This is a genomic window from Clostridium sp. UBA1652 (assembly GCF_002320975.1).
Lineage (GTDB): Bacteria > Bacillota > Clostridia > Clostridiales > Clostridiaceae > Clostridium_T > Clostridium_T intestinale.
On record NZ_DCLI01000014.1, the window covers coordinates 79,714 to 102,843 of the forward strand.

General features: G+C 31.5%; 26 protein-coding genes. 25 read left to right on the forward strand and 1 reads right to left on the reverse strand.

From position 1 onward, the window contains the following. Window positions 1-10 precede the first annotated feature (10 nt). Window positions 11-523 (reverse strand): hypothetical protein, encoded by a 513-nt coding sequence (locus tag B3N22_RS01900; protein ID WP_286904457.1) that lies wholly within the window; start codon window positions 521-523, stop codon window positions 11-13. A gap of 580 nt (window positions 524-1,103) precedes the next feature. Here B3N22_RS01900 and B3N22_RS01905 point away from each other — a divergent pair. The 25 genes from B3N22_RS01905 to B3N22_RS02025 all read left to right on the forward strand — a co-directional run bounded on the left by B3N22_RS01905 (window position 1,104) and on the right by B3N22_RS02025 (window position 23,128). Then, window positions 1,104-1,310 carry a hypothetical protein gene (locus B3N22_RS01905; protein WP_286904459.1) on the forward strand — a complete coding sequence of 69 codons (207 nt, stop codon included), beginning with the start codon at window positions 1,104-1,106 and terminating at the stop codon, window positions 1,308-1,310. 10 nt (window positions 1,311-1,320) lie between these two features. Next, a complete protein-coding gene (locus B3N22_RS01910) occupies window positions 1,321-1,947 on the forward strand; it encodes a tyrosine-type recombinase/integrase (RefSeq protein WP_286904461.1) in 627 nt (208 codons plus the stop codon). A 607-nt stretch (window positions 1,948-2,554) separates the two neighbouring features. After that, window positions 2,555-3,169, forward strand: coding sequence for a recombinase family protein (locus tag B3N22_RS01915; protein ID WP_286904463.1), 615 nt, complete (start codon window positions 2,555-2,557; stop codon window positions 3,167-3,169). 41 nt (window positions 3,170-3,210) lie between these two features. Next, window positions 3,211-3,930: a phage terminase small subunit gene (gene terS / locus B3N22_RS01920; RefSeq protein WP_286904464.1), complete on the forward strand. Its 720-nt coding sequence runs from the start codon at window positions 3,211-3,213 to the stop codon at window positions 3,928-3,930. Then, entirely contained in the window at window positions 3,923-5,206 is a 1,284-nt protein-coding gene (locus B3N22_RS01925; RefSeq protein ID WP_286904465.1) for a PBSX family phage terminase large subunit, read from the forward strand. Before terS ends, B3N22_RS01925 begins: the two co-directional genes overlap by 8 nt. A 59-nt stretch (window positions 5,207-5,265) precedes the next feature. Beyond that, window positions 5,266-5,814: a hypothetical protein gene (locus B3N22_RS01930; protein ID WP_286904467.1), complete on the forward strand. Its 549-nt coding sequence runs from the start codon at window positions 5,266-5,268 to the stop codon at window positions 5,812-5,814. Between the two features lie 51 nt (window positions 5,815-5,865). Continuing rightward, the gene (locus B3N22_RS01935; RefSeq protein WP_286904468.1) at window positions 5,866-7,251 is read left to right on the forward strand and encodes a phage portal protein; all 1,386 of its coding nucleotides are present in this window, start codon (window positions 5,866-5,868) and stop codon (window positions 7,249-7,251) included. Beyond that, on the forward strand, window positions 7,241-8,284 hold the full coding sequence (locus B3N22_RS01940; RefSeq protein ID WP_286904469.1) for a minor capsid protein: 1,044 nt from the start codon (window positions 7,241-7,243) through the stop codon (window positions 8,282-8,284). Before B3N22_RS01935 ends, B3N22_RS01940 begins: the two co-directional genes overlap by 11 nt. A 39-nt stretch (window positions 8,285-8,323) precedes the next feature. Next, window positions 8,324-8,590, forward strand: a complete 267-nt coding sequence (locus tag B3N22_RS01945) for a hypothetical protein (RefSeq protein WP_286904471.1) — start codon at window positions 8,324-8,326, stop codon at window positions 8,588-8,590. A gap of 175 nt (window positions 8,591-8,765) precedes the next feature. Continuing rightward, window positions 8,766-9,005 carry a hypothetical protein gene (locus B3N22_RS01950; RefSeq protein WP_286904472.1) on the forward strand — a complete coding sequence of 80 codons (240 nt, stop codon included), beginning with the start codon at window positions 8,766-8,768 and terminating at the stop codon, window positions 9,003-9,005. A gap of 286 nt (window positions 9,006-9,291) precedes the next feature. Continuing rightward, the gene (locus tag B3N22_RS01955; RefSeq protein WP_286904474.1) at window positions 9,292-10,017 is read left to right on the forward strand and encodes a DUF4355 domain-containing protein; all 726 of its coding nucleotides are present in this window, start codon (window positions 9,292-9,294) and stop codon (window positions 10,015-10,017) included. Window positions 10,018-10,047: 30 nt separating this feature from the next. Continuing rightward, window positions 10,048-10,986: a hypothetical protein gene (locus B3N22_RS01960; RefSeq protein WP_286904475.1), complete on the forward strand. Its 939-nt coding sequence runs from the start codon at window positions 10,048-10,050 to the stop codon at window positions 10,984-10,986. Further along, a complete protein-coding gene (locus B3N22_RS01965) occupies window positions 10,976-11,266 on the forward strand; it encodes a hypothetical protein (RefSeq protein ID WP_286904477.1) in 291 nt (96 codons plus the stop codon). Before B3N22_RS01960 ends, B3N22_RS01965 begins: the two co-directional genes overlap by 11 nt. A gap of 30 nt (window positions 11,267-11,296) precedes the next feature. Then, a complete protein-coding gene (locus tag B3N22_RS01970; protein ID WP_021801698.1) occupies window positions 11,297-11,626 on the forward strand; it encodes a phage head-tail connector protein in 330 nt (109 codons plus the stop codon). Next, entirely contained in the window at window positions 11,610-11,930 is a 321-nt protein-coding gene (locus B3N22_RS01975; protein WP_286904480.1) for a hypothetical protein, read from the forward strand. The genes B3N22_RS01970 and B3N22_RS01975 overlap by 17 nt, the downstream gene beginning before the upstream one ends. Further along, a complete protein-coding gene (locus tag B3N22_RS01980; protein WP_286904481.1) occupies window positions 11,927-12,415 on the forward strand; it encodes an HK97-gp10 family putative phage morphogenesis protein in 489 nt (162 codons plus the stop codon). Before B3N22_RS01975 ends, B3N22_RS01980 begins: the two co-directional genes overlap by 4 nt. Further along, window positions 12,412-12,768 (forward strand): hypothetical protein, encoded by a 357-nt coding sequence (locus B3N22_RS01985; protein WP_286904483.1) that lies wholly within the window; start codon window positions 12,412-12,414, stop codon window positions 12,766-12,768. The genes B3N22_RS01980 and B3N22_RS01985 overlap by 4 nt, the downstream gene beginning before the upstream one ends. A gap of 18 nt (window positions 12,769-12,786) precedes the next feature. Next, entirely contained in the window at window positions 12,787-13,209 is a 423-nt protein-coding gene (locus B3N22_RS01990; protein ID WP_286904485.1) for a phage tail tube protein, read from the forward strand. A 31-nt stretch (window positions 13,210-13,240) separates the two neighbouring features. Beyond that, window positions 13,241-13,603, forward strand: a complete 363-nt coding sequence (locus tag B3N22_RS01995) for a DUF6096 family protein (protein WP_083553582.1) — start codon at window positions 13,241-13,243, stop codon at window positions 13,601-13,603. Between the two features lie 56 nt (window positions 13,604-13,659). Continuing rightward, window positions 13,660-13,974 (forward strand): hypothetical protein, encoded by a 315-nt coding sequence (locus B3N22_RS02000; protein ID WP_286904487.1) that lies wholly within the window; start codon window positions 13,660-13,662, stop codon window positions 13,972-13,974. Continuing rightward, window positions 13,974-16,718 (forward strand): hypothetical protein, encoded by a 2,745-nt coding sequence (locus tag B3N22_RS02005; protein ID WP_286904489.1) that lies wholly within the window; start codon window positions 13,974-13,976, stop codon window positions 16,716-16,718. The genes B3N22_RS02000 and B3N22_RS02005 overlap by 1 nt, the downstream gene beginning before the upstream one ends. Before the next feature lie 15 nt (window positions 16,719-16,733). Then, window positions 16,734-17,084 carry a DUF6711 family protein gene (locus tag B3N22_RS02010; protein ID WP_286904491.1) on the forward strand — a complete coding sequence of 117 codons (351 nt, stop codon included), beginning with the start codon at window positions 16,734-16,736 and terminating at the stop codon, window positions 17,082-17,084. A gap of 15 nt (window positions 17,085-17,099) precedes the next feature. Beyond that, a complete protein-coding gene (locus B3N22_RS02015) occupies window positions 17,100-17,348 on the forward strand; it encodes a hypothetical protein (RefSeq protein WP_286904492.1) in 249 nt (82 codons plus the stop codon). After that, window positions 17,335-17,721 (forward strand): hypothetical protein, encoded by a 387-nt coding sequence (locus B3N22_RS02020; RefSeq protein WP_286904494.1) that lies wholly within the window; start codon window positions 17,335-17,337, stop codon window positions 17,719-17,721. The genes B3N22_RS02015 and B3N22_RS02020 overlap by 14 nt, the downstream gene beginning before the upstream one ends. Window positions 17,722-17,755: 34 nt before the next feature. Further along, window positions 17,756-23,128 (forward strand): hypothetical protein, encoded by a 5,373-nt coding sequence (locus B3N22_RS02025; RefSeq protein WP_286904495.1) that lies wholly within the window; start codon window positions 17,756-17,758, stop codon window positions 23,126-23,128. Window positions 23,129-23,130 lie beyond the last annotated feature (2 nt).

The window sequence follows — 23,130 nt, forward strand, 5'->3', positions numbered from 1 at the left end:
TGCTTTTATTTTATAGGATTAATTTTGAACTATTGGCTAAGGATGAAGTATTTATTTCAGTGATAATATCTTTTTTTATAAATGTACTAATACCAGTTAATTTTTTTACTACATAAAAATCATTATCTTGTCCAATTAAATAACCAGTAGTTATATCTTTAGAACTATCTATAAAATTATATTTAGTTAAATCATGTAAATATCCATAACTAAAAAATAGTCCGGTTATAAATATAGTTGAGGTATAATAAAAAATTATAAAAAATATGTAGTAAATTAGTGATATAAAAGCATCTTTTCTTTCAAATAAATTCATTGCATTGGAATCTGGTTGAGTACTTTCATCGCTTTCATTTGAGGTTGAAGTAATATCTTCTGAATTTATAGTAGATTCATTTTGAGCATTAGTTAATTCATATGTTAGGTTTGTATTTATTATAAAAGTAGTATTTGTTTGAACACTTTCAGGAAATCCAACAGTTGCAGTAGCTGTTATATTTATGGTAGTAATGCATTCTATCACAAAAAAACATAGGATAGACAATACCATACTAGAAAAAACAGAAAAAAACATAGATATTTTAAGAAAAATTGTAGATTTCTGTTTATTAGCTATATATATATTATCGGAGTATAATAAAGATTTTTTTTTATTCTCAATAAATCTAGAAAGTGAGGATAGAAATATTAAGTAAAGTGTAAGTATTATTATTGGAATGAAGTTAATAATTGCAAATTGCTTTTCAGTCAAATATTTAGGAAAAATAAAAGTTTGAGTTTTCCAGAGTAAAAAATACATAGAAAAAAAAGAAATAACGTATAACAGGCAAAGTATTAAACTCTCAACATTAACGTTAATTTTGGACAGAACAGATTTATTCGAGACAATAAAATTTTTTATAGAATATGCAAATACATATCTTGTTAATAGAATAAATGAAGAACCTAAAGCAATAAGTAAAGCAACAATGTCAAAATCGTAATTCAAAAAGATCACTCCCTATAAAGTATATATTAATAGTATTCGAGTGCTTATAATATTTCTTAATATAATAATAGAAGTAAATATTGTTTTTATATGATAAAACAAGGAGGCTCAGTAAATGTCAACGAAAAGAAAACTAAATCTTAACATCAAATTTCATGGAGACAAAGTGATATGTGCTAAGTCTCCAGCTGAATGTAAAAAATGTATTGATAGTAGGTCATGTGAAAACATGACCTTATTTTATGATCCTTTTGAGGGAATAAATGAATGTATGAAGTCTAGGAGCTACAAAAGAGAAAAAGGAGCCATAAGGCAAAGGTAGGTGAGATGATGTGCCAAGAAAGGTTCCAGCTAATTCTATACCAGAGAGAAGCTACAATAGGTTTAAATATAAGCTTGAAGAAATGAGTAAGGAATATCCTGAAAGGAATCTTATGATTTTTTATATAGGTGTCGCTACTGGTTATAGAACGCAAGATATAGTGGATTTAACTATAGGTCAGATTAAAGAATCTCTTGAGGATGAGAGGTTTATGATCCAGGAGAAAAAACAATATAAAGCTTGGGAAACTCACATGAAGAATTATCCTAACTCTAAAAAGAAAAGACCACCACCAAGAGAAGTTATGATTAAACCTAATCTAAGAAAGTTATTAAGAGAATATATCAAAGGTAAAAGTAAATCTGAATATGCTTTTCCATCAAATAAGAATGAACATATCTCAGCTAAATCATATTCTGAAATTTTAAATGCTGTTGGTAAGAGTTTAGTCCTTAAGAATATAAGTGGCCATAGTATGAGAAAAACCTATGCAAGTAGATTGTGGGAAGCTAAAAGAGATTTAGAATATGTAAGAATAGCATTAGGGCATATGAATATTGAAACAACAAAGAGATATTTAGGATTAGATAATGAGATTAAAGATGATGCAGCTGCTTTAGCTGATGACAAGCTTTAATTTTTTTTGACCTTATAATCGGTAAAAAAGTGGGGTATGCAGATTCAAAGAGAAAATAAAAAATTCCTACTATTATATGTATATAAAAAATGATATCCGTAATCCTATAGCTTATTACCGATTTAGAGATAAATTAAAAAAGTGCCTTAAAGTTAGTCATATCAATGGATGGAGTGGGTTTTATAAAATCGTTGCTTTTGGCGGATTCTTTTAGGGCACCAAGAGGGCTCTAAGAAGATTCTAAGAAGGTTTTAAAAACGTTCTTAGAGGGTTTCTAGAGGACTTATTTGAAAACTTGAAATCTAAAATATCAAAATTATAGTTATTTTGAAGAGGATTAACTCAATCAGTGCCTTATATGCGTTTAAACATCAAAGCTCTGGGAGAAAAGTTATAGTTTAAAATAAGATAATGGAATAAAAGAAAAAAGATGTCCGTTATGGACACTTTTTATATGTTCATTTTGGGTAAACTCTAAAGAGTACATGAAATAAATAAAGAAATTAATAGATAAACATACTAAAATCTAATCAAATAGTCTCCAAAAGTGTTCAGTAAATTTTACATACTTAAAATGAACACTTATAATATAATTAGGGGTGAGATTATGATTTTTGGATATGTAAGAGTTTCAACTAAAGAACAAAATGAAAATAGACAAGTGAAAGCTCTTAAAGATTTTTGCAATGAGTTAAAACATGAGAATATCTATATGGATAAAGAAAGTGGAAAAGATTTCAATAGAGAACAATACCAGGAACTTAAAAAGATATTAAGGCAAGGCGACACATTAATAATAAAAGAACTTGATAGACTTGGAAGAAATAAAGAAAGTATAAAAGATGAACTTGATTACTACAAAGAAAAGAAAGTTAGGGTTAAAATTTTAAATATCCCAACTACATTAATGGATTTCCCTGAAGGTAGTGAGTGGGTTTTTGAAATGATTAATAATATTTTAATTGAGGTTCTTGGAGCTATTGCAGAAGAAGAAAGAAATAAAATAAGAAGCAGACAAAGGGAAGGAATAGAGCTTGCTAAAAAAGAGGGTAAGTATAAAGGTAGACCACAAGCTGAATTGCCAGAAGGATTCGAAAAGTTATATAAACAATGGAAAGATAATAAAATTACGGCAATACAATTTACTAGCCTTCTTAAATTGAAGAGTAGAACAACATTATATAAATATATAAAAAGATACGAAGAAAAGAATTATAAGTAAGGTGTCCGTCACGGGCACCTTTTATCATGGAGGTAATTAATATGAGTAGAGTAAGAAGTCCAAACAGAGATAAAGCTTTTGAAATATATAAAGAGCATGGCGGCAGAATATCATCAAAGGAAATAGCTGATTTATTAAATGAAAAGGTAAGTAATATAAACTCATGGAGAAGCCAGGACACATGGAAATATAAACTTAAAGGGAGAGCTGGTGCACCTAAAGGGAATAAGAATGCACTAGGAAATAAAGGTGGAGCTCCTGAGAAGAATCAAAACAGGTATAAACATGGGTTCTACTCTAAATATCTTCCTAAACAAGCATATGACATTTTTGAAGCTATAGAAGAAATGAGTCCATTAGAAATACTATGGAATAATATAAAAATGAAATATGCTGCTATAATAAGGTCGCAAAAGATAATGCATGTTAAAAGTAAAAGTGAAATGATAAAAGAGCTTAAGAAATCAAAAGTAAGAACTAAAGATAGAAGTACAGAAAAAACTTCAAGCAATGAATCAGAAGAAGAGTTTGAATATGAATTTCAATTCGCATGGGATAGACAAGCCACATTCTTAAGGGCACAGTCAGATGCTATGAGAACATTAAGCAACATGATAAAGCAGTATGATGAAATGCTTCATAAGAATTGGGATTTAGCTACAGAAGAACAAAAAGCACGTATTGAAGTATTGAAAGCAAAACTAGGAAATACAGAAGGTTCTTCAAGCAATGTAGTTATTGTGGATGATATAGATGATTAAAGTAAGTCTTAAATCAATAATTGCATCTAGTTTCTATGTACTTCATAACGACTTAAAGAGAGGACTACATACACATTATTGGCTTAAAGGTGGAAGGGGTAGCACTAAATCCTCATGGATATCTATTGAAATAGTTCTTAATATAATGAAGGATGCAGAGCAAGGCATAATGTCAAACGCTCTTATCCTAAGAAGGGTAAAAGATACCTTATCTGAATCAGTAAGAGATCAAATTAAGTGGGCAATAGACATTTTAGGTGTAAGTGATGAGTGGCATGTTCCAGAATCTAAATTGACAATAACATATAAGCCTACTGGACAAGTTATAAGGTTTAAAGGTGCAGATAATCCTAAGAAAGTTAAATCTACTAAAGTTCCTAAAGGATATATTAAATACATATGGTATGAAGAAGTAGATGAATTTGAAGGAAAACCTAAAATAGATACTATAAATCAATCATTAATGAGAGGTGGCCCTAAGTTTTTTGTATTCTATTCATTCAATCCTCCAGAGTCACAGAGAAACTGGTGTAACCAAGAAGTTCTTGAAGCTAGAGAAGATAAATATGTCCATCATAGTGATTATAGAAGTGTACCAAAAGAATGGCTAGGAGAACAATTCATAATTGAAGCTGAACATATGAAGAAAGTTAATCCCACTAAGTATGAACATGATTATTTAGGAGCTGTAACTGGTACTGGTGGAGAAGTATTTAGAAACTTAACCATTAGAGAAATAAAAGATGAAGAAATAAAAGTATTTGATAGATTAAAGAATGGATTAGATTTTGGTTATGCTGCTGATCCATTAGCCTATTTGTTAATGCACTATGATAAAACAAGAAAAAAGCTTTATATCTTTGGTGAAGTATACAAGGTTCAATTAAGCAATAGTAAAGCTGTTGAAGCAATTAAGAAACTTAATATACTAAATAAAAGAGTTACCGCTGATAGCGCAGAACCAAGAACAATAAATGAATTTAAGAAGTTAGGGTTAAATATTATAGGAGCTAAGAAAGGGCCAGATTCAGTTGAGCATGGTCTTAAATATTTATCTGAAGAAATAGAAGAAATAATAATAGATCCTGTTAGATGTCCTAATACAAAAAGAGAGTTCATGGAGTATGAAATAGAGAAAGATAAGAATGGAAACTTAAAAGGTGAATATCCTGATAAGGATAACCACACTATTGATGCTGCTAGATATGGAATGGAAGATGAAATAAATAGTAAGAAGATTAAGGTTAGTAGTAAATCAAAAATAGGATTGAGGTGATATGAAGAATATGTAATTATATGATATAATATACAAAAATTGAATGAGGAGTGATTATTATGGGGGCATCTGGGAATGTGGTTCAACAAACTAATGTATTTATGGAAATAGTTAAAATTGCAGTTCCTGCATTTGTAACAATAATAGGATTTGTAATTACATATTTTCTTACACGTAGCGACATAAAAAGAGAAACTGATAAAAAGAAAACTAATATATATCTTAATGAATTATCGAGTTTACCATTAGAAATAATAGATGTAATTGAACTTTTATATCGAAATTCAAAAGATTATAGTGATAAAATATATGAAATAATCGATAAAATATTGGCTTATGGAGCAAAAGATTCTATAAAAATAGTTGCATCTATGCAAGAAGACATTCATAAATTGATTGACGATCCTAAAGCTGAAACTAAAACAACTTATTACATGATATTACTTTCGTGTCAACTTAAATATGACATGACTGGCATACAAATGAGTCCAGATTATTTCTATAGAGCAAAAGTATATGATTATTCAAAAGGAAGAGAAGATGTTATAAAGAATAATAATGATATAGTTAATGAATTGAGCCTTAAAAAATTTCTGAAAATTAAATAGAAAGATAAAAAGACTTCGTGTTTGGGGTCTTTTTTTTTTGGAGGTGATAAAATGGCAATTATAAAAGACAGAGAGCTTTTGAATGGAGATGGTTCTGTTCCTATAGAGTTATTGGTTAAATGTTTGGATAATCATCAAGATTTAATTACTAGATATAAGAAACTAAATGATTATTATGATGGTGAACATGATATTAAAAGAAGAACATTATCAAGTAATTCACTACCTAATAATAAATTAATTTGCAATCATGCTGAGTATATAACTGATATGGGAGTGGGGTATGTGTTTGGAACTCCAATAAGTTACTCTGGAGATGATTCAGAAGCATTGAATGATATATTTACAGACATAGATGAAGATTCACACAATAATGAGTTAGCAATAGATATTAGTATTTTTGGATTAGGTAATGAGCTTTTATATATGAATGATGATGAAGTACCATATCCAGATCTAGCTGTAGTAAGTCCATTCAATGGATTTTTAGTAGTAGATAGTACAGTAAAGCATAAACCTATGTTTGCAGTAACTTATTTTGAGAAAAAGGATATTGATGATAAGAAAACAGGGTACGATGTTCACATATATACTGATACAGAAATATATTATTACTTCTTTCAAGATTTAAGTAGCAAAACTCCAAAGGAAATTGATTTAAATGAACATTATTTTGGAGAGATACCATTTATAGAGTATCAAAATAATAAGAAAAGCAAAGGTGACTTTGAAGGAGTAATAACGCTAATTGATGCATATAACCTTTTACAATCAGATAGAGTAAATGATAAAGAACAGATGGTTGATGCTCTTTTGGCTGTTATAGGAGCAACTTTAGGTGATGATGAAGAAGAAAAGATTAAAACAGGGAAATTATTAAAAGAACTTAAAATTTTAGAACTTGATCCAGGTGGAGATGCCAAGTGGTTAGTTAAAAATCTTAATGAAACAGAAATAGAAGTTTTAAAGAAAAGTCTTAAGGATGATATTCACGAGTTTTCAAAAGTTCCTTGTCTAACTGATGAAAACTTTGTAGGCAATGCAAGTGGTGTAGCTATGAAGTACAAGCTTCTAGCCTTTGAGCAGTTAGGTAAAATAAAGGAAAGATACTTTAAGAAAGGATTAAGACAAAGGTTAAAGCTTATGAGTAATATAGAGAATATTAAAGCTAAAAATATAGATTCTAACAATATAGATATCACTATGAAACGTAGCTTACCAGTAGATGATGAATTACTTGCTAGGATAGCTCAAATGACAGATGGATTTATAAGTTGGGAAACTAGGGTTAAAAGGTTTGATGAAGAGCTTGATGTAGATAAGGAAAGAGAAAACCTTGATAAAGAGAATGAGAAAAAGATTGAGCAACATCAAAAGTCTTTTGGATCATATGACTTTAAAGATATCAAAAAAGATGGTGAGGTAGATGAAGAGTAATACCTATTGGGAAAATAGAGCTAATGAAAGAATGGCTGAATATCATAAATCATCCGATGAAACTATATATAAAATTAACCTTGCTTATGATAAGGCTATTAAAGATATAAATAAGGATATAGAGAAGATATTTAATAAGTTTGTATTAGATGGTGGCTTAACTCAATCTGAAGCTATGGAGTTGTTGAATACTAGAGTTTCTCAAAAAGAATTAGATTCTATTAGATTAAAAATTAAAGGAATCCAGGATGAGGATCTAAAGAAGTATTTAATGTCTCAACTTAATGCTAAAGCCTATAAAGCAAGAATAACAAGACTTGAAGCAATTAAAGAAAGCATTTATATTAATACAAAATTAGCAGCTGATGTTGAGATTAATACAAGTACTCAACTATATACAGATACCGCAAATAAGTCATATCATAGGAATATATTTGATATTCAGAAAGGTATAGGAGTAGGCTTTAATGTTGCTCAAATGCCTGTACAAACAATTCAAGAGATACTAAAGAACAAATGGAGTGGCAAACATTACTCTAAGCGTATATGGCATAATACAGATGTATTAGTGGAGAAGTTAGAAGAGGTAATAACTAGTGGACTTATGGCTGGTAAGAGTTCAATGAGAATGGCAGCTGAACTAAGGGAATTAACCGACTATGGTAAGTTTGCAGCAGAAAGATTAATAAGAACTGAAACTACTTATATTGTAAATGCAGCTGAACTAGAAAGCTATAAAGAATTAGGCATAGAAAGATACATATATGTAGCAACCTTAGACTTAAGAACATCTGATGTATGTAGAGAAATGGACGGAAAGATAATAAAAGTTGATAAGGCTAAAGTTGGTGTAAATCTTCCTCCATTACATCCATATTGCAGAAGTACCACAAGAGCCTATTTTGAAAATATAGAAAGACTGAAGAGAAGAGCTAGAGATCCAGTGACAGGAAAAACTTATATAATACCTGGCAACATGAATTATAAAGAATGGTATGATAAGTTTGTTATCGGAAAGTATGGGCAAGAATAAAAGTAAATACTAATCAACAATAGGTAGGGAAGTGAGAATATGAAACTTAAATTAAACAAAAACCTATTTAAATTGCTTAAGAGTATACATGGCATAGATGAGTATATAGATAATAACATTAAAGATGATGAATCAATAGTAGAATTTAATATAAACGATTCTAATGTGAAAGAAATTCAATTATTAATTAATGATGAGATAGCATCGAATGGAATGAACAATAAGGATACTGTCAATGATTTAGGATTAAAGTTGTATAAATTATATGATGAAATTTTATACCAGAAGAATAAACAAGTACTATAAATAACTAATGTTTATTTATTTTATATTGAATTAGAAAAAAAACTTTCATTTGATAAAGATGAAATTTACAAACGCAAGAAATAAAAGCACTTACTTATGTAGGTGCTTTTATTACGCTCAAAAATAGGGGAGTACTTGATTATGAATGATGATATTCCAAGGAGGTGAGAAATAAGTGATTTTACTTAATATTGCTGCTGTAATAGTTATTGCTTCAAGTGTATATGACATCTATGTAAATTATCATGTTAAAAAACAAAATGACAGCTTAGAAGAAGTTACTGAAGGCATGAAGAGAGAACTAGAAGAAATGAAAAAGACTAGTGAGGTATCTATAAGTATAGATGGTAAGGAACTGATAAAAGCTATAAATGAAGAACAGAAAAAGCGTAAGAATATAAAATTAGTTCCATAGATGAATATTATTCAATAACAATTAGAATAAATATGCAATTTGATTGTGTATTTTTTATTTTTATGCAGAAAATCTTATAAAAACAATTTGAAAAGTATCATAATTATTAATTTGTGTCGGTAAATCAATGTTTAGCGACATATTTTATGTTGGTTATTATAAGAGAAACTATGATGTAAAGTCTTACTTTTAAGGCTTTTTTCTTTTGTCCTAAATAAGACGATATAAACTGTTTAAAAATAATTAAACCTAGTGGGCATTGAACATTAGGGGTAAGGAGGAAGTTATGAAAAGAAGAAAATTAATTATGAATCTACAACTTTTTGGAGTCTTAAGTAATCCTTATTCAAGGAGATTTATGGCACCTGATACTGGTGATGGAGGAGCTGGAGCAGCAGGAACAGGTGAAGGTGATACTTCAACTGGTACTGGCGAAGGGGAAAATGGAGCTGGTGATGGTAAAGATGGTAGTGAGCAAACCTTTGATGATGTATTAAAAGATAAGAAATATCAAAGTGAGTTTGATAAGAGAGTATCTAAGGCCCTTGAAACTGCTAAGACAAAATGGGAAACAGAATACAATCAAAAGCTAGAAGAAGCAAAAACAGAAGCTGAAAAGTTAGCAGCTATGACAGCTAATGAAAAGGCTAAATATGAAGCTCAAAAGGCTAAGGATGCAGAAGAAAAAAGAGTAGCTGAGTTAAATGATAATTTAGCTAAAAGAGAAAAGGAAATCACAACTAGAGAACTAAAGATTACTTCAGCTGAAACCTTAGCTGATAAAAACCTACCAATAGAACTAGTGGAAGTGCTTCATTATGAAAGTGCTGAATCTTGTCAAAAATCAATTGAAGCAATTGAAAAGGCTTGGGTTAAAGCTCAAGGCTCTTGGCAACAAGCGGTAGAGAAAGCTGTTAATGATAAGTTAAGAGGTGGTAAACCTCCAAAGGCTGGTTTAGGAAATGAAAATACACTTGAAGCTCAAATAGCAAGGGCCATGAGAGGACAATAAAAATATTTATAAGAAAGAAGGAATGTAAAAATGGCAAATACTATGCAGTATGCATCATTATTTCAAAAGGAATTAGACAAAATAGCATTACAAGAGATGTTAACAGGCTGGATGGATGCTAATGCTGGACAAGTTAAGTACACTGGAGGAAAGGAAGTTAAGATACCTAAATTATCTATGGATGGATTAGGAAACTACGGAAGAGCGGGTAATTCAGGATTTGCAGATGGAGACGTAAGTTTTTCATACCAAACTAAAGAAATGACTCAAGATAGAGGAAGAAAGTTTGTTATTGATGCAAATGATGTAGATGAAACTGGATTTGTAGTAACTGCATCAACTATCATGGGTGAGTTTCAAAGAACTAAGGTTACTCCAGAGATAGATGCCTATAGATTATCTCTGTTAGCAGCAACTGCAATGGGAATAGCGCAAGATAAGAATGTGGAGTATGGTTATACTCCTGCGAAAGATACAGTGCTTGCAAAACTAAAATATGCAATAAAAGTTATTAGAGAAAATGGATATAATGGACAGTTAGTTATTCATGCTAATTATGATGTAGCAACTGAATTTGAACTAGCTATGGCTGGAAAAATATCTAATACAACATTCTCTCAAGGTGGGATAGATACTGAAGTTCCAGTTTTAGATGGATGTCCTATAATAAAGACACCACAAAATAGATTGTATACAGCAATTACTTTATTTGATGGCAAAACAGCAGGACAAACTCAAGGGGGATATGTTAAAGGATCTACTGCAAAGGATGTTAACTTTATAATTGTACCAAGAACAACTCCTATAGCTGTAACTAAGCAGGATAATATGAGAATATTTGATCCTGAAACTTATCAAGATGCTAATGCATGGGCTATGGATTATAGAAGATATCATGATATATGGGTAAAAGATAATGCTGCTAATTCAATATTTGCAAACATAAAGGAGACTAAGAGTGGTTCATAAACTAATTCGCTTAAATGTGGAGCGAATAACTGATGACGAACACATTGCTAAGGTATTAATTGATGAAGGATTTAAATTAGTAGAAGAAAAGCAGCAGTCTACTGATTTAAGTAATGAATATGTAGGTGAAGACACTACATTAGTAAATGAAAATCAAGAAGTTGGTTTAGATACTTTAACAATGGATGAATTAAAGAAAATAGCTATTGAAAAGGGTCTTCAAATACCTTCTAAAATAAAGAAGGATGAGTTAATTAAGATGATAGAGGAAGTGGAGTAATCCCTTCCTTTTAGTCTTGGAGGTGATTATATGACTCAATTAGAAAAACTTAAGATAAGATTAGGGATAGATAAAAATGATACAAGCAAAGATGATCTATTAAATATGCTTTTAGAGGATGCAGCAGCTGAAATATTAGACTACTGTAATAGAGATATTTTATTAGATAAAATGGAGGGTTTACAAAGGGAACTAGCCATTACTTATTATAATAGACAAGGCTCTGAAGGAGAAGCTTCTAGAAGTGAAAATGGAGTATCTGTTAGCTATATTACAGAAATACCAGAGGGGATTAAATCACGCTTAAATGCTTTTAGAAGATTAAAAATAGTAGGTGTTACTAATGCGAATAAAGAATAAGAAACCTTACTACTTAAAAAGAAAAACAGTAATAGAAGATAATGAAGGTGGCAAGTATCCAGGATACTTAGAGGAACCAATTCCAATAAAAGCTAATATAGCTCCTGCAAGTGGGAAGCTACAAGCAGAAATATACGGAGAGAGATTAAACTATATACTTAACATGCTTTATGATGAAAATGAAGTTATGGCTGAAGGTGATGGAATATGTGTCTATGTACCTAAAGAAAGTAAACCTGATTATAAAATCATTAGCATAAAAAGATATTCTCACCTTGTTATTGAATTGGAGAAGTTATTATGAGTATAAGTAGTATTAATGTTAGTGGATTTGATAGTATATTAAAAAAACTAGATTCCTTAGGTGTTAATTTAGAAGATGTTACAGTTAACTCAGTTAAAAAAGAAACTAAAATGGTTAAAGGTGATGCTCAAGACTTAGTTTCAGTAGATATTGGAGATTTAAAAAAGAGCATAACTGATAAAGTTGAAGTAACGGATGAAGGAGTTACTGGAACTGTAAGTACTAATAGTGATCATGCAGCATATGTTGAATTTGGAACTGGAAAGACTGGAGAAACTACACCTGTTGAAGATAAATATCCAGGAGCTTTAAGCTACAAACAAGATAAATGGCTTGTTAATATTCCTGATGTTGGGTATAGATGGATTGAGGGACAAATGGCACAACCTTATCTATACCCAGCACTTAAAAACAACAAAGAAAAAATAGTTGATAATATTAAAAAGGATCTAAATGAAACTATAAGGAGGGTAGCAAAAGAATGATAAATATAAAGCCTTTAATTAGAACTGAGTTAAAGAAGATAGTTGAAAATATTAATGATTCTTACCCTTCAGATTGGGCTACTTTCCCTATAATTCAATACATTGAAGAGGATAATAAAACCCATACCAAAACAGATGATAAAGAGCAATTAGCTTATATAAGATACAAAATAGATATATGGAATAATGGGAGTACTTCTGATATTGCAGTCGCAGTTGATGGGGTACTTTCTTCTTTAGGATTAAAAAGAATACAATGCATTGATACTCCAGAACCTAATCAATTAAAACACAAGGTGATGAGGTTTGAAGGAATAATTGATGTAAATAATATGAGGGTTTATAACCCTTAAAAAGAAAGGGTGATGAAGATGTTAGCTAATGGTATTGAGCTTGCATATAAAGAAACAGAGACAGCCACAACTTATACAAACTTAGCGGGACTTAAAGAAGTACCTGAGATGGGTGCTGATCCTGAAAAGGTAGATGTTACTGATTTAGCATCAAAGAATAAGAAATATGAATATGGTATTGGTGACTATGGAGATTTAGCTTATAAATTCAATTATGAAAATGGCAGTGCTAGTTCAAGTTATAGAATCCTGAGAAAATTGGCAGATGAAAAAAAGTTGATTTTCTTTCAACAGAAATATCCAGATGGCACGAAGTTTATATTTAAAGCGCAATGCAGTGTGAAGCTTGGAGGCGGTGGAGTAAATGCTGCCATTGAATTTACGCTAACTTTAGCGCTTCAATCTGATATAGATGTAGTAGATCCAACATCAGGATCTTAATAAAGAATTTAAAGAAAGGATGGTGAAATAGATGTTATTTAAAACATTTAAGGTAGGAGATAAAGAACTAAAACTAAGATTAAGAGGGAGAGATTGTGTTGCTTTAGAGAGCAGCATAGGAGAATCTCCTTTAAATAAACTAATAGAATGTCAAAGTGGAAAAGTACCTTCTGTAACATTTATGATTTCAGTTCTACACGCTTCATTACAAGCATTGGAACATGGTTATAATACAGACAAAACTTATGATCTATATGATGAGTATATAGAAAATGGAGGAACTGTGACAGACTTACTGGAAGAGCTAATAGATGTGTTTGAGGTGAGTGGTTTTTTCAAGAAGGATGCTCTGAAGGAGGGGGACAAGAACAAAGAGGAGCTGAAAGCAATTTAAGCCTAATTAAGATGTTTGATGAATTATTACCAATAGCATTGGAGTGTGAAATTCCAGTGCTTTCTTTTTGGGAATTAACATTAAAAGAAATACAGGATTCCATTTCAGCATATCAAAAAAGGATTTTAAGAGATGCAAAAAATAGAGCCTTTATGGATTATAAATTAGCTGAATGTATAGGAATAAATGTTGCTGCAATCCTATCTAAAGACAGTCAACCAGTTCCCCTTATAGAGGTTTATAAGGATCTATATAAAGAAGAGTATGAGGAGTTCGAGAATCAGAAAATTAATCAAGAAGCCATAATTCACAAACAAAGAATGCTTGATTTTGCTAACTTCCATAATTCAAACAGAAAGGGGGTTAGTTAGTGGAATTAGAAGAGTTAAAAGTACTTATTTCTGTGAAAACAAAAGAAGCCACAGCTCAATTAAGTGGAATAAAAGAAAAGTTTAAGAATGTTGGCCAAGAAGCAGTAAATGTAACTAATAAAATAAACAAAGCCACAAGCAGCATAAACCCAGGAACTCAAGCTGTAAAAAATCAGATGGATAATTTAGCTGAAAAGATAAGATTAACCAATGCTCAGATAGATATACAAAAAGATAAATTGGCTCAACTTCAAGGACAGTTAGCAGGTAATACTGGAGAAGCAGATAGACTAAGAGCCAGGTATGCCGAGATAAACAGTATACTAGGTAGTACAAGTAAAACCAATGTAGCAGATCCTGCTTTAATACAAGAGCAGATTGATTTGTATACTAAGCTGCAGGAATTGAAAGCAAAAGAGCAAAAGCCATCAAGTATTAACACAGCTAAAGTTAGGGAAGAGATATTAAAAGTTGAGACAAGGATAAATAAATTGAGTGCTTCAGCAGATGTTGCTAAGGGAAAATTAAATTCTTTAAACTCAAAATATAACTCGTTAAATAATTCATCTCAGAGTGCAACAACAAGGGCTGGACGGCTTAGTGAAAAGATAAAAGAGATAAATAAAGGGCTTAATGGTTTAGGGAATTCTAATAAGAACATAAATAAAATGAGTAATGGAGTAGCAATGATAGCAAGACAGTTTTTAACATGGATGGTTATATTGCCACTAATAATGAGAGGTATTACTGCATTGACAACATTTTTAGGACAATCACTAGTTACCAATAATCAATTTTCTAATTCCTTGGCTCAAATTAAAAGTAACTTATATACTGCATTTATGCCAATATATCAAGCTATCTTACCTGCTATAAATACTCTCATGAGTGCATTAAGTACAGCAACTGCATATATAGCAAGTTTTATCAGTTCAATCTTTGGGAAAACATTTGGACAATCGCAGAATGCAGCTAAAGGATTGATACAAGCTAAAACAGCTATGGGAGCCTATGGGGATGCTGCTAAAAAAGCTGGAAAAGAAACAAAAGGTGCATTGGCAGGGTTTGATGAAATTAATCTTCTTAATAACGATAAGAATTCTGGTGATGATAGTTCAAGTAAGATACCACAAATAGTTTCACCTAATATAGATATTTCTGATGTTCAAAAAAAAACAGATGAGTTAGCAAATAGGATGAAAGCAGTATTAGGAACAATATTTAATCCATTTAAAGAAGCTTGGGCAAGAGATGGAAATGGAGCAATGGAGGAATTTAGAGAAGCGGTAGAAAAGAGCAAAACAACGCTAAGAAGCTTCTTTGACATGTTAGCAACTCCACCAGTGCAAGCATTTCTACAGAATATTGGTCGGTTAGGAATAGCTTTAGGGAAGTTAGCATTGTCTATATACAATAACTTTATTCTACCAATAATTAATTGGGTTATATCTATATTCCCAAGCATTTCAAAGGGATTGAATCCACTCTTAGATTGGATAGTTAATTTTATTAATAAGATATCTGATAGTCCAGGAGCTATGACTGGAATGATTAGTGTGATACTTGGACTAGTTGCAGGCTTTAAAGCTATGGCAATAGTATTACAGGTATCTAAATGGATAACTACGATTATAGTTGCAATTACTGAGTTAATAGCAGGTCTATCAACAACGGTATTAGTTACAACTGGAGTTATTGGAGCTATAGTTGCATTAGTAGTTGCCTTTGGTGTGCTATATGCAAGTAATGAAAACTTTAGAAATAAGGTAAATGAAGTAGGTAGAGCCATAGGAGAATTTTTATCTCCAGTATTTGAAAAATTAAAAGAGGTAGTACTGGACTTTTGGAATAATGCATTAGTTCCTTTAGGTGCTGCACTTCTTGATATTTGGCACATGGTAATAGAGCCTTTAGCAGCAATTTTGAAAGATGTTTTTGTAATGGCATTTAGTGCTGTTATTGAAGTTGCAAAAATTCTATGGAAAAACGTACTTGAACCACTTATAGATTTTCTTGCTGATATTTTCATAAAAGAAATACAAGCTGTTATAGATATCTATTATGCTTGGAAACCAGCAATACAAACAGTGATAGACATAATAATGTTTTTATGGAATTATGCATTAAAACCTTTCATAGCATTTTTAGTAAGTGTATTCCTTGGTACCTTTGAAGGTGTGGCCACAAGTATTAAAAATATCGTAGGTGATATCAAAACAATATTTGGAGGAATTATAGACTTCATTGCAGGTGTGTTTACTGGAAATTGGAGCAGAGCTTGGCAAGGGGTAAGAGATATTTTCAGAGGTATATTTGGAGCTCTTGGAGATATAGCTAAATCTCCTTTAAATGCTGTAATAGGACTTATAAATGGTGCTATTAGAGGAATAAACAAAATATCCTTTGATGTTCCTGATTGGGTTCCATCATGGGCAGGAGGAGGAAAACACTTCGGTGTAAGTTTACCTAACATTCCTTATCTAGCTAATGGAGGATACGTAGGAGCAAATGATCCTAGACTAGCTGTAATTGGTGATAACACAAGGGAAGGTGAAATAGTTTCTCCTGAGAGTAAAATATATGAACAAACATTTAGAGCAATAAGTGATGCATTAGGTAGTAGAACAGATCAAAAGGGTGGAGATTTAACTATAATGATAGATGGATCAGTAATTGGGAAGGTCGCTTTAAATCAGCTTAAAAAGATGCAAAGAAGTGGTGGTATAACATTAATACCATCATAAGGGGGTAGCAATAACATGATAAAAGTTAATGGAGTAGATATTGCTACTCCTTCAAAATATGAAACAGATGTAGAAGATATAGATGGAGAAACTAATAGAAATGGCAATGGTGAAATGATCAGAGATAGGGTTGCTGTGAAAAGAAAGTTAATGCTAGAGTGGCCGCCACTAACATATACGGAAATGATGAATTTATTAAAAGCAGTAAAAGAGGTTTACTTTACAGTCACATATCCAGATCCAGAGTTGGGAGAGGTAACTAAAACTATGTATGTAGGCCCAAGAAAAGCTGCTGCATATTCTTATGATAAAACAACTAAAGAGGTTAAGTGGAAAGGTCTAGCTATGAATTTTATTGAGAAATAGAAAGGATGATGAATAATGTTAAATGTAAGTAAGAGTATAACAGTAACAGGTCAAAGCGTGATAAATGGAAGTCAAGTTGTGGTTATGACTGCGACTATTTCTACCGATGGAAACAGCAATGCAAATATAGTTAAAACGATAGTTAACCAGGAGATATATACAACTAATAAAGTTGCTGTAAGAGAAGACATGGAGAAGTTTGAGGAAGAAGTATTTAAGATTGAAGACGGATTTGTAGGAGGTACTGAAAATGAAGTTAAGTAATGAAACTATAGTAAATAGCGCTAATGCATTATCACAACTATCTGTAATGGAGTTACCTGTAAAGGTCAGCTATGCTATAGCAAAAAATATAAATAAAATAGAAAAAGAGCTTAAGGTGTACAATGCTGAAAGGCAAAAGTTAATACAAAAGTATGCTATAAAAGATACTGATGGAAAACCTAAGATAGATGAAAATGGAACTATGAATATCCAAGAGGGATTCTTAGAGGATTGGAATAAGGATACAAAAGAGCTAAGTGCTATTGAAAATGAAATAGATATACATGTAATAAAACTTGATGATCTTTTTAATTGTTCTTGTAATATTTCTGCTTCAATACTAGCTGCAGTTGAGTACATGATTGAGGAATAATCTCTAATCTATTTTTTAGAAAGGAGGTAGACTTATGTATAGTACAAGCACAGCATATAAGACTGAAATTAAGAAGCCAAGTAGATCCTTTGAATGTAAGATTACTATAGGAGATAGAATTTATAATAACTCTGACATAGTTAATGTTGTCATTGATGGTAATATTCAACCTAGTGATGGCTTTATGATAGGAACTACAGTATCTAAAACCTTAGATTTAACCTTAATAAACTCTGGAGATACAATTTATTCTACAAGTCAAATTAAAGTTGAAATAGGACTTAAGATTGGTTCTACAATAGAATATATTCCTATGGGACTATTTAATATTGATGATATAGAAAAGACTGATTATACAACAAAGATAACAGCCTTTGATAACATGATAAAATTTGAAAGTGCTTATTTTAGTAGCTTAGGAGATAATCCAACATTACAACAAGTAGTTAATGAACTAGCAGCTAAAACAGGAGTACAATTTACAGGAAGCCTTCCAACTTACACAGTTAAGAAATTGGAAGGCTTTACTTGTAGAGAAATAGTGGGATATGTAGCTAGTATATGCGGCGGTAATGCTGTTATAACTAGGGATGGAAAGTTTACTATAGTAACACCTACAGATGTATCTTTATCAATAGTTGGTAGCAACTATATAAATTATAAAAGAGAAGAAGTTAAATATAAGGTTGGAAAAGTTACTTGTAAAGTTGGTGAAGAGGAACTATCTAAAGGATCTTTAGGCACTAATTCTATGGAATTAGGATTTGAAAATCCTTGGATTACAAATAACATTCTCCAGGATATTTATACTAAGTTAAATGGCTTTAATTATCTTGGCTATAGCATGAAATGGCAAGGAGATTTATCTTTAGATGTTGGAGATGTAATAACTATTACTGATGTTAAAGGAGTTGTTAGAAAGCATCCAGTCTTAGCTCAGAAGTTTAATTATACTGGTGGACTTACAGCTGAGATAGGAGCTAAGGGAGAGAATAAGAATAAAAACTCTTTTTCTAGTTCTGGAGATACTTCGAAAAAGTTAAATAGGATGGTTACAGAGGTTGCTATTATAAATAAAGCTTTTATTGATTATGCTCACATTAATGATGCTGATATTGTTAATTTAAAGGCTGAAACAGCTAAAATAAGATTAGTAGAGGCTGATGTAGCAACAATAAATACTGTTTTGGCAGGTACAGTTAATGCAGTAAATATAAATGCAGATAACATAAATGCAGCTACAGGAAGAATAGCAATTTTAGAATCAGGCAGCGCAACAATAAGTCAGTTAAACGCTGCTAATGCTAAAATAGCAACATTGGAAAGTAGAGCTGGAGTTATAGATACACTCCTAGCAGGAAACTTAACTGCTGATAATATGAAAGCTAATTTAATAACTGCAGGTACTACGCTAATTGCAGATGGATCTATTGCAAGTGCTAAAATTATAAGTTTAAGTGCTGACAAAATAAACGCTGGAAAGATAAATACTAATTTAGTTAGTATTCAATCATCTAGCGGAAATATGCTTATCTCAGACAATACTATTCAAATAAAGGATAATACAAGAGTTAGAGTTCAGATAGGTAAAGATGAATCTAATGACTATAACATGTATGTATGGGATAGTTCAGGAAACTTAATGTTTGATGCTACTGGACTAAAAGCTTCAGGAATTAAAGCTAAAATTATTCGTGATGATATGGTTTCAGATACAGCTAATATCAATGCAACTAAGATAGAGAAAGAAAGTTTAGTTACCAGGATAAATGGAGCTACAACATTATTACTTGCATCTAAAGTAAAATTAGATACTGAAAATCAAACATTAGAAGTTGCTTTTAATAGTTTGAAATCAACAGTAACAACTACAGCTAGTACAGTCACAAGCCAAGGAACTTCTATTTCAACTATCCAGGGGCAGATACAGGCTAAGATATGGCAACAGGATATAGATACTTTAGAGGATAGCTTAGGTACCAGGATAAGTTCTACAGAAACCTCAATTACAGCTTTAAATAGCGCTATTAGTTTAAAAGTTAGCACTTCTGACTTTACTACTTATCAAGGTACAGTTACTAATAGTTTAAATAGTAAGGCTAATCAATCAGCACTTAATACTACTAATGGGAATGTTAGCAGCTTAACCACTAGAGTGAGCACAGCAGAAAGTTCTATATCTGTTCTTCAGAATCAAATAAGTTTAAAGGTGGAGCAGGCGGATATTACTACAGCTATAAATAATGTGAGTATAGGGATTAGAAATTTATTGCAAGACAGTAGTTTTGAATTAGGAACAATAGTAACTGAATCAGTTAATAGTGGTTCGAGAAGTGTTGTAACAGAAACAAGTTATGTAGGTAGCAAAAGTTTGAAGGTTATTTCAAGTGTTTCAAGTAATGCTAGTGGTGTTTCTATTAGGTGTTCAAACTTAACGATCGGTCAAAAATACACAGTTTCTTTATGGGTTAAATGTACAACAGATGATGCTCTAAATCTAGCTATTTATAATATATCTAATTGGAATTCGGTAACTTCTAATGTTAGAACATCTTTTGTTTCCAATACTTGGACTAAAGTAAATATTTCATTTATAGCTGGAGAAACGTCTCATAGGATTTGTTTACTGAATGGTACAGCTAAATCAATAACTTTTTATGTGGATGCAGTTAAAGTCGAGACAGGAGATAAAATAACTGATTGGATACCAGCAAATGAAGATGTTGCAAGCTATACAGATAAGCAAATAGCTACAGCTAAAGCAGAGATTAAATTGACTACAGACAGTATAAGCTCTACTGTTTCAAGTGTACAAAGTTCGGTTACATCTTTAGGTACCAGGGTAACAAGTGCAGAGAGTAATATAACAAGTTTAAATAACTCGATAACTCTAAAGGTTAATACGAGTGATTTCAATAGCTATAAAACCAGTAATGATAGTGCTGTAAGTTCTAAAGCAAGTCAAGTAGCTTTAAACACTACGAATGGTAATGTAACAGCATTGACTACAAGAGTTTCTACTGCTGAATCTAGTATAAGTGTGCTACAAGGTCAGATAGTAAGTAAAGTAACGCAGATTGAGATAGATAATTCCATTAATGCAGTTCAAATTGGTGGAAGGAATCTTTGGATTAACTCTAAGACTAGTGGATATTCAGCAATTGAAAGTTTAGGAAATAATCATATAACAGGGCAGACAGGATGTTACAGAATAAATAATGGTACTTCTATGATATTTGATATAGAACCAGACTATAGCAATAGGTTATATAGAAAAATAACTTTTAGTGCATGGGTAAAATATAGTAATGTGGTTCAAGGTACTAATACATGGAACGTATTTAATGTATTTAAACATGCTGTATCTATGAAAAATTCATCAACAGGGAGTACAACAGGCACAAGTTATCTAACACTAGGAACATATGTAGGCACTTCAGACTGGAAGAAAGTAACGTTCACTTATGATTATTCAGCTAATAAAGATTATGATTCTTTAAAGACTTCACTACGATTTAATGTAGAAGGTGCGTTAAGCGGAACGGCTTGGGTTACTGGTATTAAAGTTGAAATCGGTGATAAGGTTACAGATTGGAGTCCTGCACTAGAAGACACACAAAATCAAATAGATGGTGCAGTAACTAGAATAAGTACAGCAGAATCTACAATAACACAGCTATCTAATAGTATAGCTTTAAAAGTAGAAACAAGTACTTATAATACAAAAATGAGTAGCTTAGATGGCTCAATAAATTCTTTAACTAATAGAGTAAGTGCAGCTGAATTAAAGATAACAGATAGTTCTATAGTAAGTACAGTTAGAAGCTCAACGGCTTACACAAGTGATTTAGCAGCTAAAGCTAACCAAAGTGCATTAAATACTACTAATTCTAATGTAAGTAGCTTAACTACTAGAGTAACCAATACTGAATCATCTATAACGCAGTTAAGCAATAGTATTACACTAAAAGTCAATCAATCAGACTTTGGAACTCTTATTACTCAAAATATTAGTTCAATAAAAATAGCAGTGGGACAAATAGGCGGAACTAACTTACTTAGAGATTCAAGTTTTGAGTTGGGATATTCTACAGTTACATTAACAAGTGGTCCAGTAAGTACTTGGTCTATAGTTTCAGATGCTCATGGGGTATTGCCTAATAACTCTAAGAAAATGCTGTATATGAATTGTTTTGGAAGGTTTGGAGATGCTTACGTTGATACTAATATGACAATGAATATAAGGGTAGGACAAACATATATAGTGTCTTACGATTATGTATGTGCAGGAGCAGTAAGCGGACAAAGTAGTTATATGTGGATAGGAAGTAATGCAGTAGCGTTATGGAGTAGTAGTTATATCGCAGATCAGAAGTGGCATAGAATGGTTGTAAAATATACCGCGACTACCGATACAACTATGAAATTGAGATTTGGCTTTATCGCCTCAGAGGCTTGGCTTGCAATAGATAATGTAAAAATAGAAGAAGGGGATAATGCTACTGCATATAGTCCTAACCCTAACGAGGCAAGCAATATAAGTGTAGATGTTTCAGATGCAGGATTAACTGTAAGAAATGGAGCTATAAGCATACTAAATAAAGCAGGAACACAAGTGTTAAGTGGTGATACAAGCGGTAATTTAACCATTCGTGGAGACTTCACAACCTATGATGATTCTACTGGTAATATGGCAATGAGACTTAGTAAGAGAACTATGTATTTCTATGACTATGATAGCAATGCTGTTTGTGGAGAAGTATTTGCAGGTAAGATTGTAGATAATGGAAGTCAAAGAGGAATGGTATTTGGAGCCTGGAGGAATAAGTTTCTTCAGTTATCTTATCAGGGAACTGATAATAACATGTATGGAGTTTTAACAGTAGATAACGGAGCGTTAGGGAGTACTGGCACAATATCTATAACTAGCGGTAAACAAATAAGTACTCAAAATTTATATGTAAGTGGATCTAAGAACTGTATTCAGGATACTCAAAATTATGGAAAAAGGCTACTATATGCATATGAAACTACAGAGAGCTATTTAGGAGATTTAGGCTTTGGAAAGATAAATGAGTATGGGGAATGTGTAATAAGTACAGATGAAATCTTTGGAGAGTGCATAAATGTAAATATTGAATATCATGTATTTACACAAGTTTATCAAGGTGTAATTAGAAGGATACAAAGATATGCTAACTACTTTATTGTAAAAGGTGAAATAGGAACTGAGTTCTCATGGGAGTTAAAAGCTAAAAGAGCAGGATTTGAACATGTAAGGTTAGAACAAAAATTTGTAGAAGAGTATGGAGTTGAAAGTATAGAAGATGAATTAAAATCACTGGTAAGTTCCGATATAGATGAAGAACTTTATGGAGACTTAGCAAACGAATTATTGGAGGTGTAAAG

Bases quoted from the DNA above. Each gene is read 5' to 3' on its own strand.
- B3N22_RS01990 (WP_286904485.1), top strand. From the start codon at position 12,787: ATGTTAGCTAATGGTATTGAGCTTGCATATAAAGAAACAGAGACAGCC.
- B3N22_RS01935 (WP_286904468.1), top strand. From the start codon at position 5,866: ATGGCAATTATAAAAGACAGAGAGCTTTTGAATGGAGATGGTTCTGTT.
- B3N22_RS01975 (WP_286904480.1), top strand. From the start codon at position 11,610: ATGCGAATAAAGAATAAGAAACCTTACTACTTAAAAAGAAAAACAGTA.
- B3N22_RS01940 (WP_286904469.1), top strand. From the start codon at position 7,241: ATGAAGAGTAATACCTATTGGGAAAATAGAGCTAATGAAAGAATGGCT.
- B3N22_RS02010 (WP_286904491.1), top strand. From the start codon at position 16,734: ATGATAAAAGTTAATGGAGTAGATATTGCTACTCCTTCAAAATATGAA.
- B3N22_RS01955 (WP_286904474.1), top strand. From the start codon at position 9,292: ATGAAAAGAAGAAAATTAATTATGAATCTACAACTTTTTGGAGTCTTA.
- B3N22_RS02025 (WP_286904495.1), top strand. From the start codon at position 17,756: ATGTATAGTACAAGCACAGCATATAAGACTGAAATTAAGAAGCCAAGT.
- terS (WP_286904464.1), top strand. From the start codon at position 3,211: ATGAGTAGAGTAAGAAGTCCAAACAGAGATAAAGCTTTTGAAATATAT.
- B3N22_RS01995 (WP_083553582.1), top strand. From the start codon at position 13,241: ATGTTATTTAAAACATTTAAGGTAGGAGATAAAGAACTAAAACTAAGA.
- B3N22_RS02015 (WP_286904492.1), top strand. From the start codon at position 17,100: ATGTTAAATGTAAGTAAGAGTATAACAGTAACAGGTCAAAGCGTGATA.
- B3N22_RS02020 (WP_286904494.1), top strand. From the start codon at position 17,335: ATGAAGTTAAGTAATGAAACTATAGTAAATAGCGCTAATGCATTATCA.
- B3N22_RS01915 (WP_286904463.1), top strand. From the start codon at position 2,555: ATGATTTTTGGATATGTAAGAGTTTCAACTAAAGAACAAAATGAAAAT.
- B3N22_RS01970 (WP_021801698.1), top strand. From the start codon at position 11,297: ATGACTCAATTAGAAAAACTTAAGATAAGATTAGGGATAGATAAAAAT.
- B3N22_RS01905 (WP_286904459.1), top strand. From the start codon at position 1,104: ATGTCAACGAAAAGAAAACTAAATCTTAACATCAAATTTCATGGAGAC.
- B3N22_RS01985 (WP_286904483.1), top strand. From the start codon at position 12,412: ATGATAAATATAAAGCCTTTAATTAGAACTGAGTTAAAGAAGATAGTT.
- B3N22_RS01945 (WP_286904471.1), top strand. From the start codon at position 8,324: ATGAAACTTAAATTAAACAAAAACCTATTTAAATTGCTTAAGAGTATA.
- B3N22_RS01980 (WP_286904481.1), top strand. From the start codon at position 11,927: ATGAGTATAAGTAGTATTAATGTTAGTGGATTTGATAGTATATTAAAA.
- B3N22_RS01960 (WP_286904475.1), top strand. From the start codon at position 10,048: ATGGCAAATACTATGCAGTATGCATCATTATTTCAAAAGGAATTAGAC.
- B3N22_RS01930 (WP_286904467.1), top strand. From the start codon at position 5,266: ATGGGGGCATCTGGGAATGTGGTTCAACAAACTAATGTATTTATGGAA.
- B3N22_RS01925 (WP_286904465.1), top strand. From the start codon at position 3,923: ATGATTAAAGTAAGTCTTAAATCAATAATTGCATCTAGTTTCTATGTA.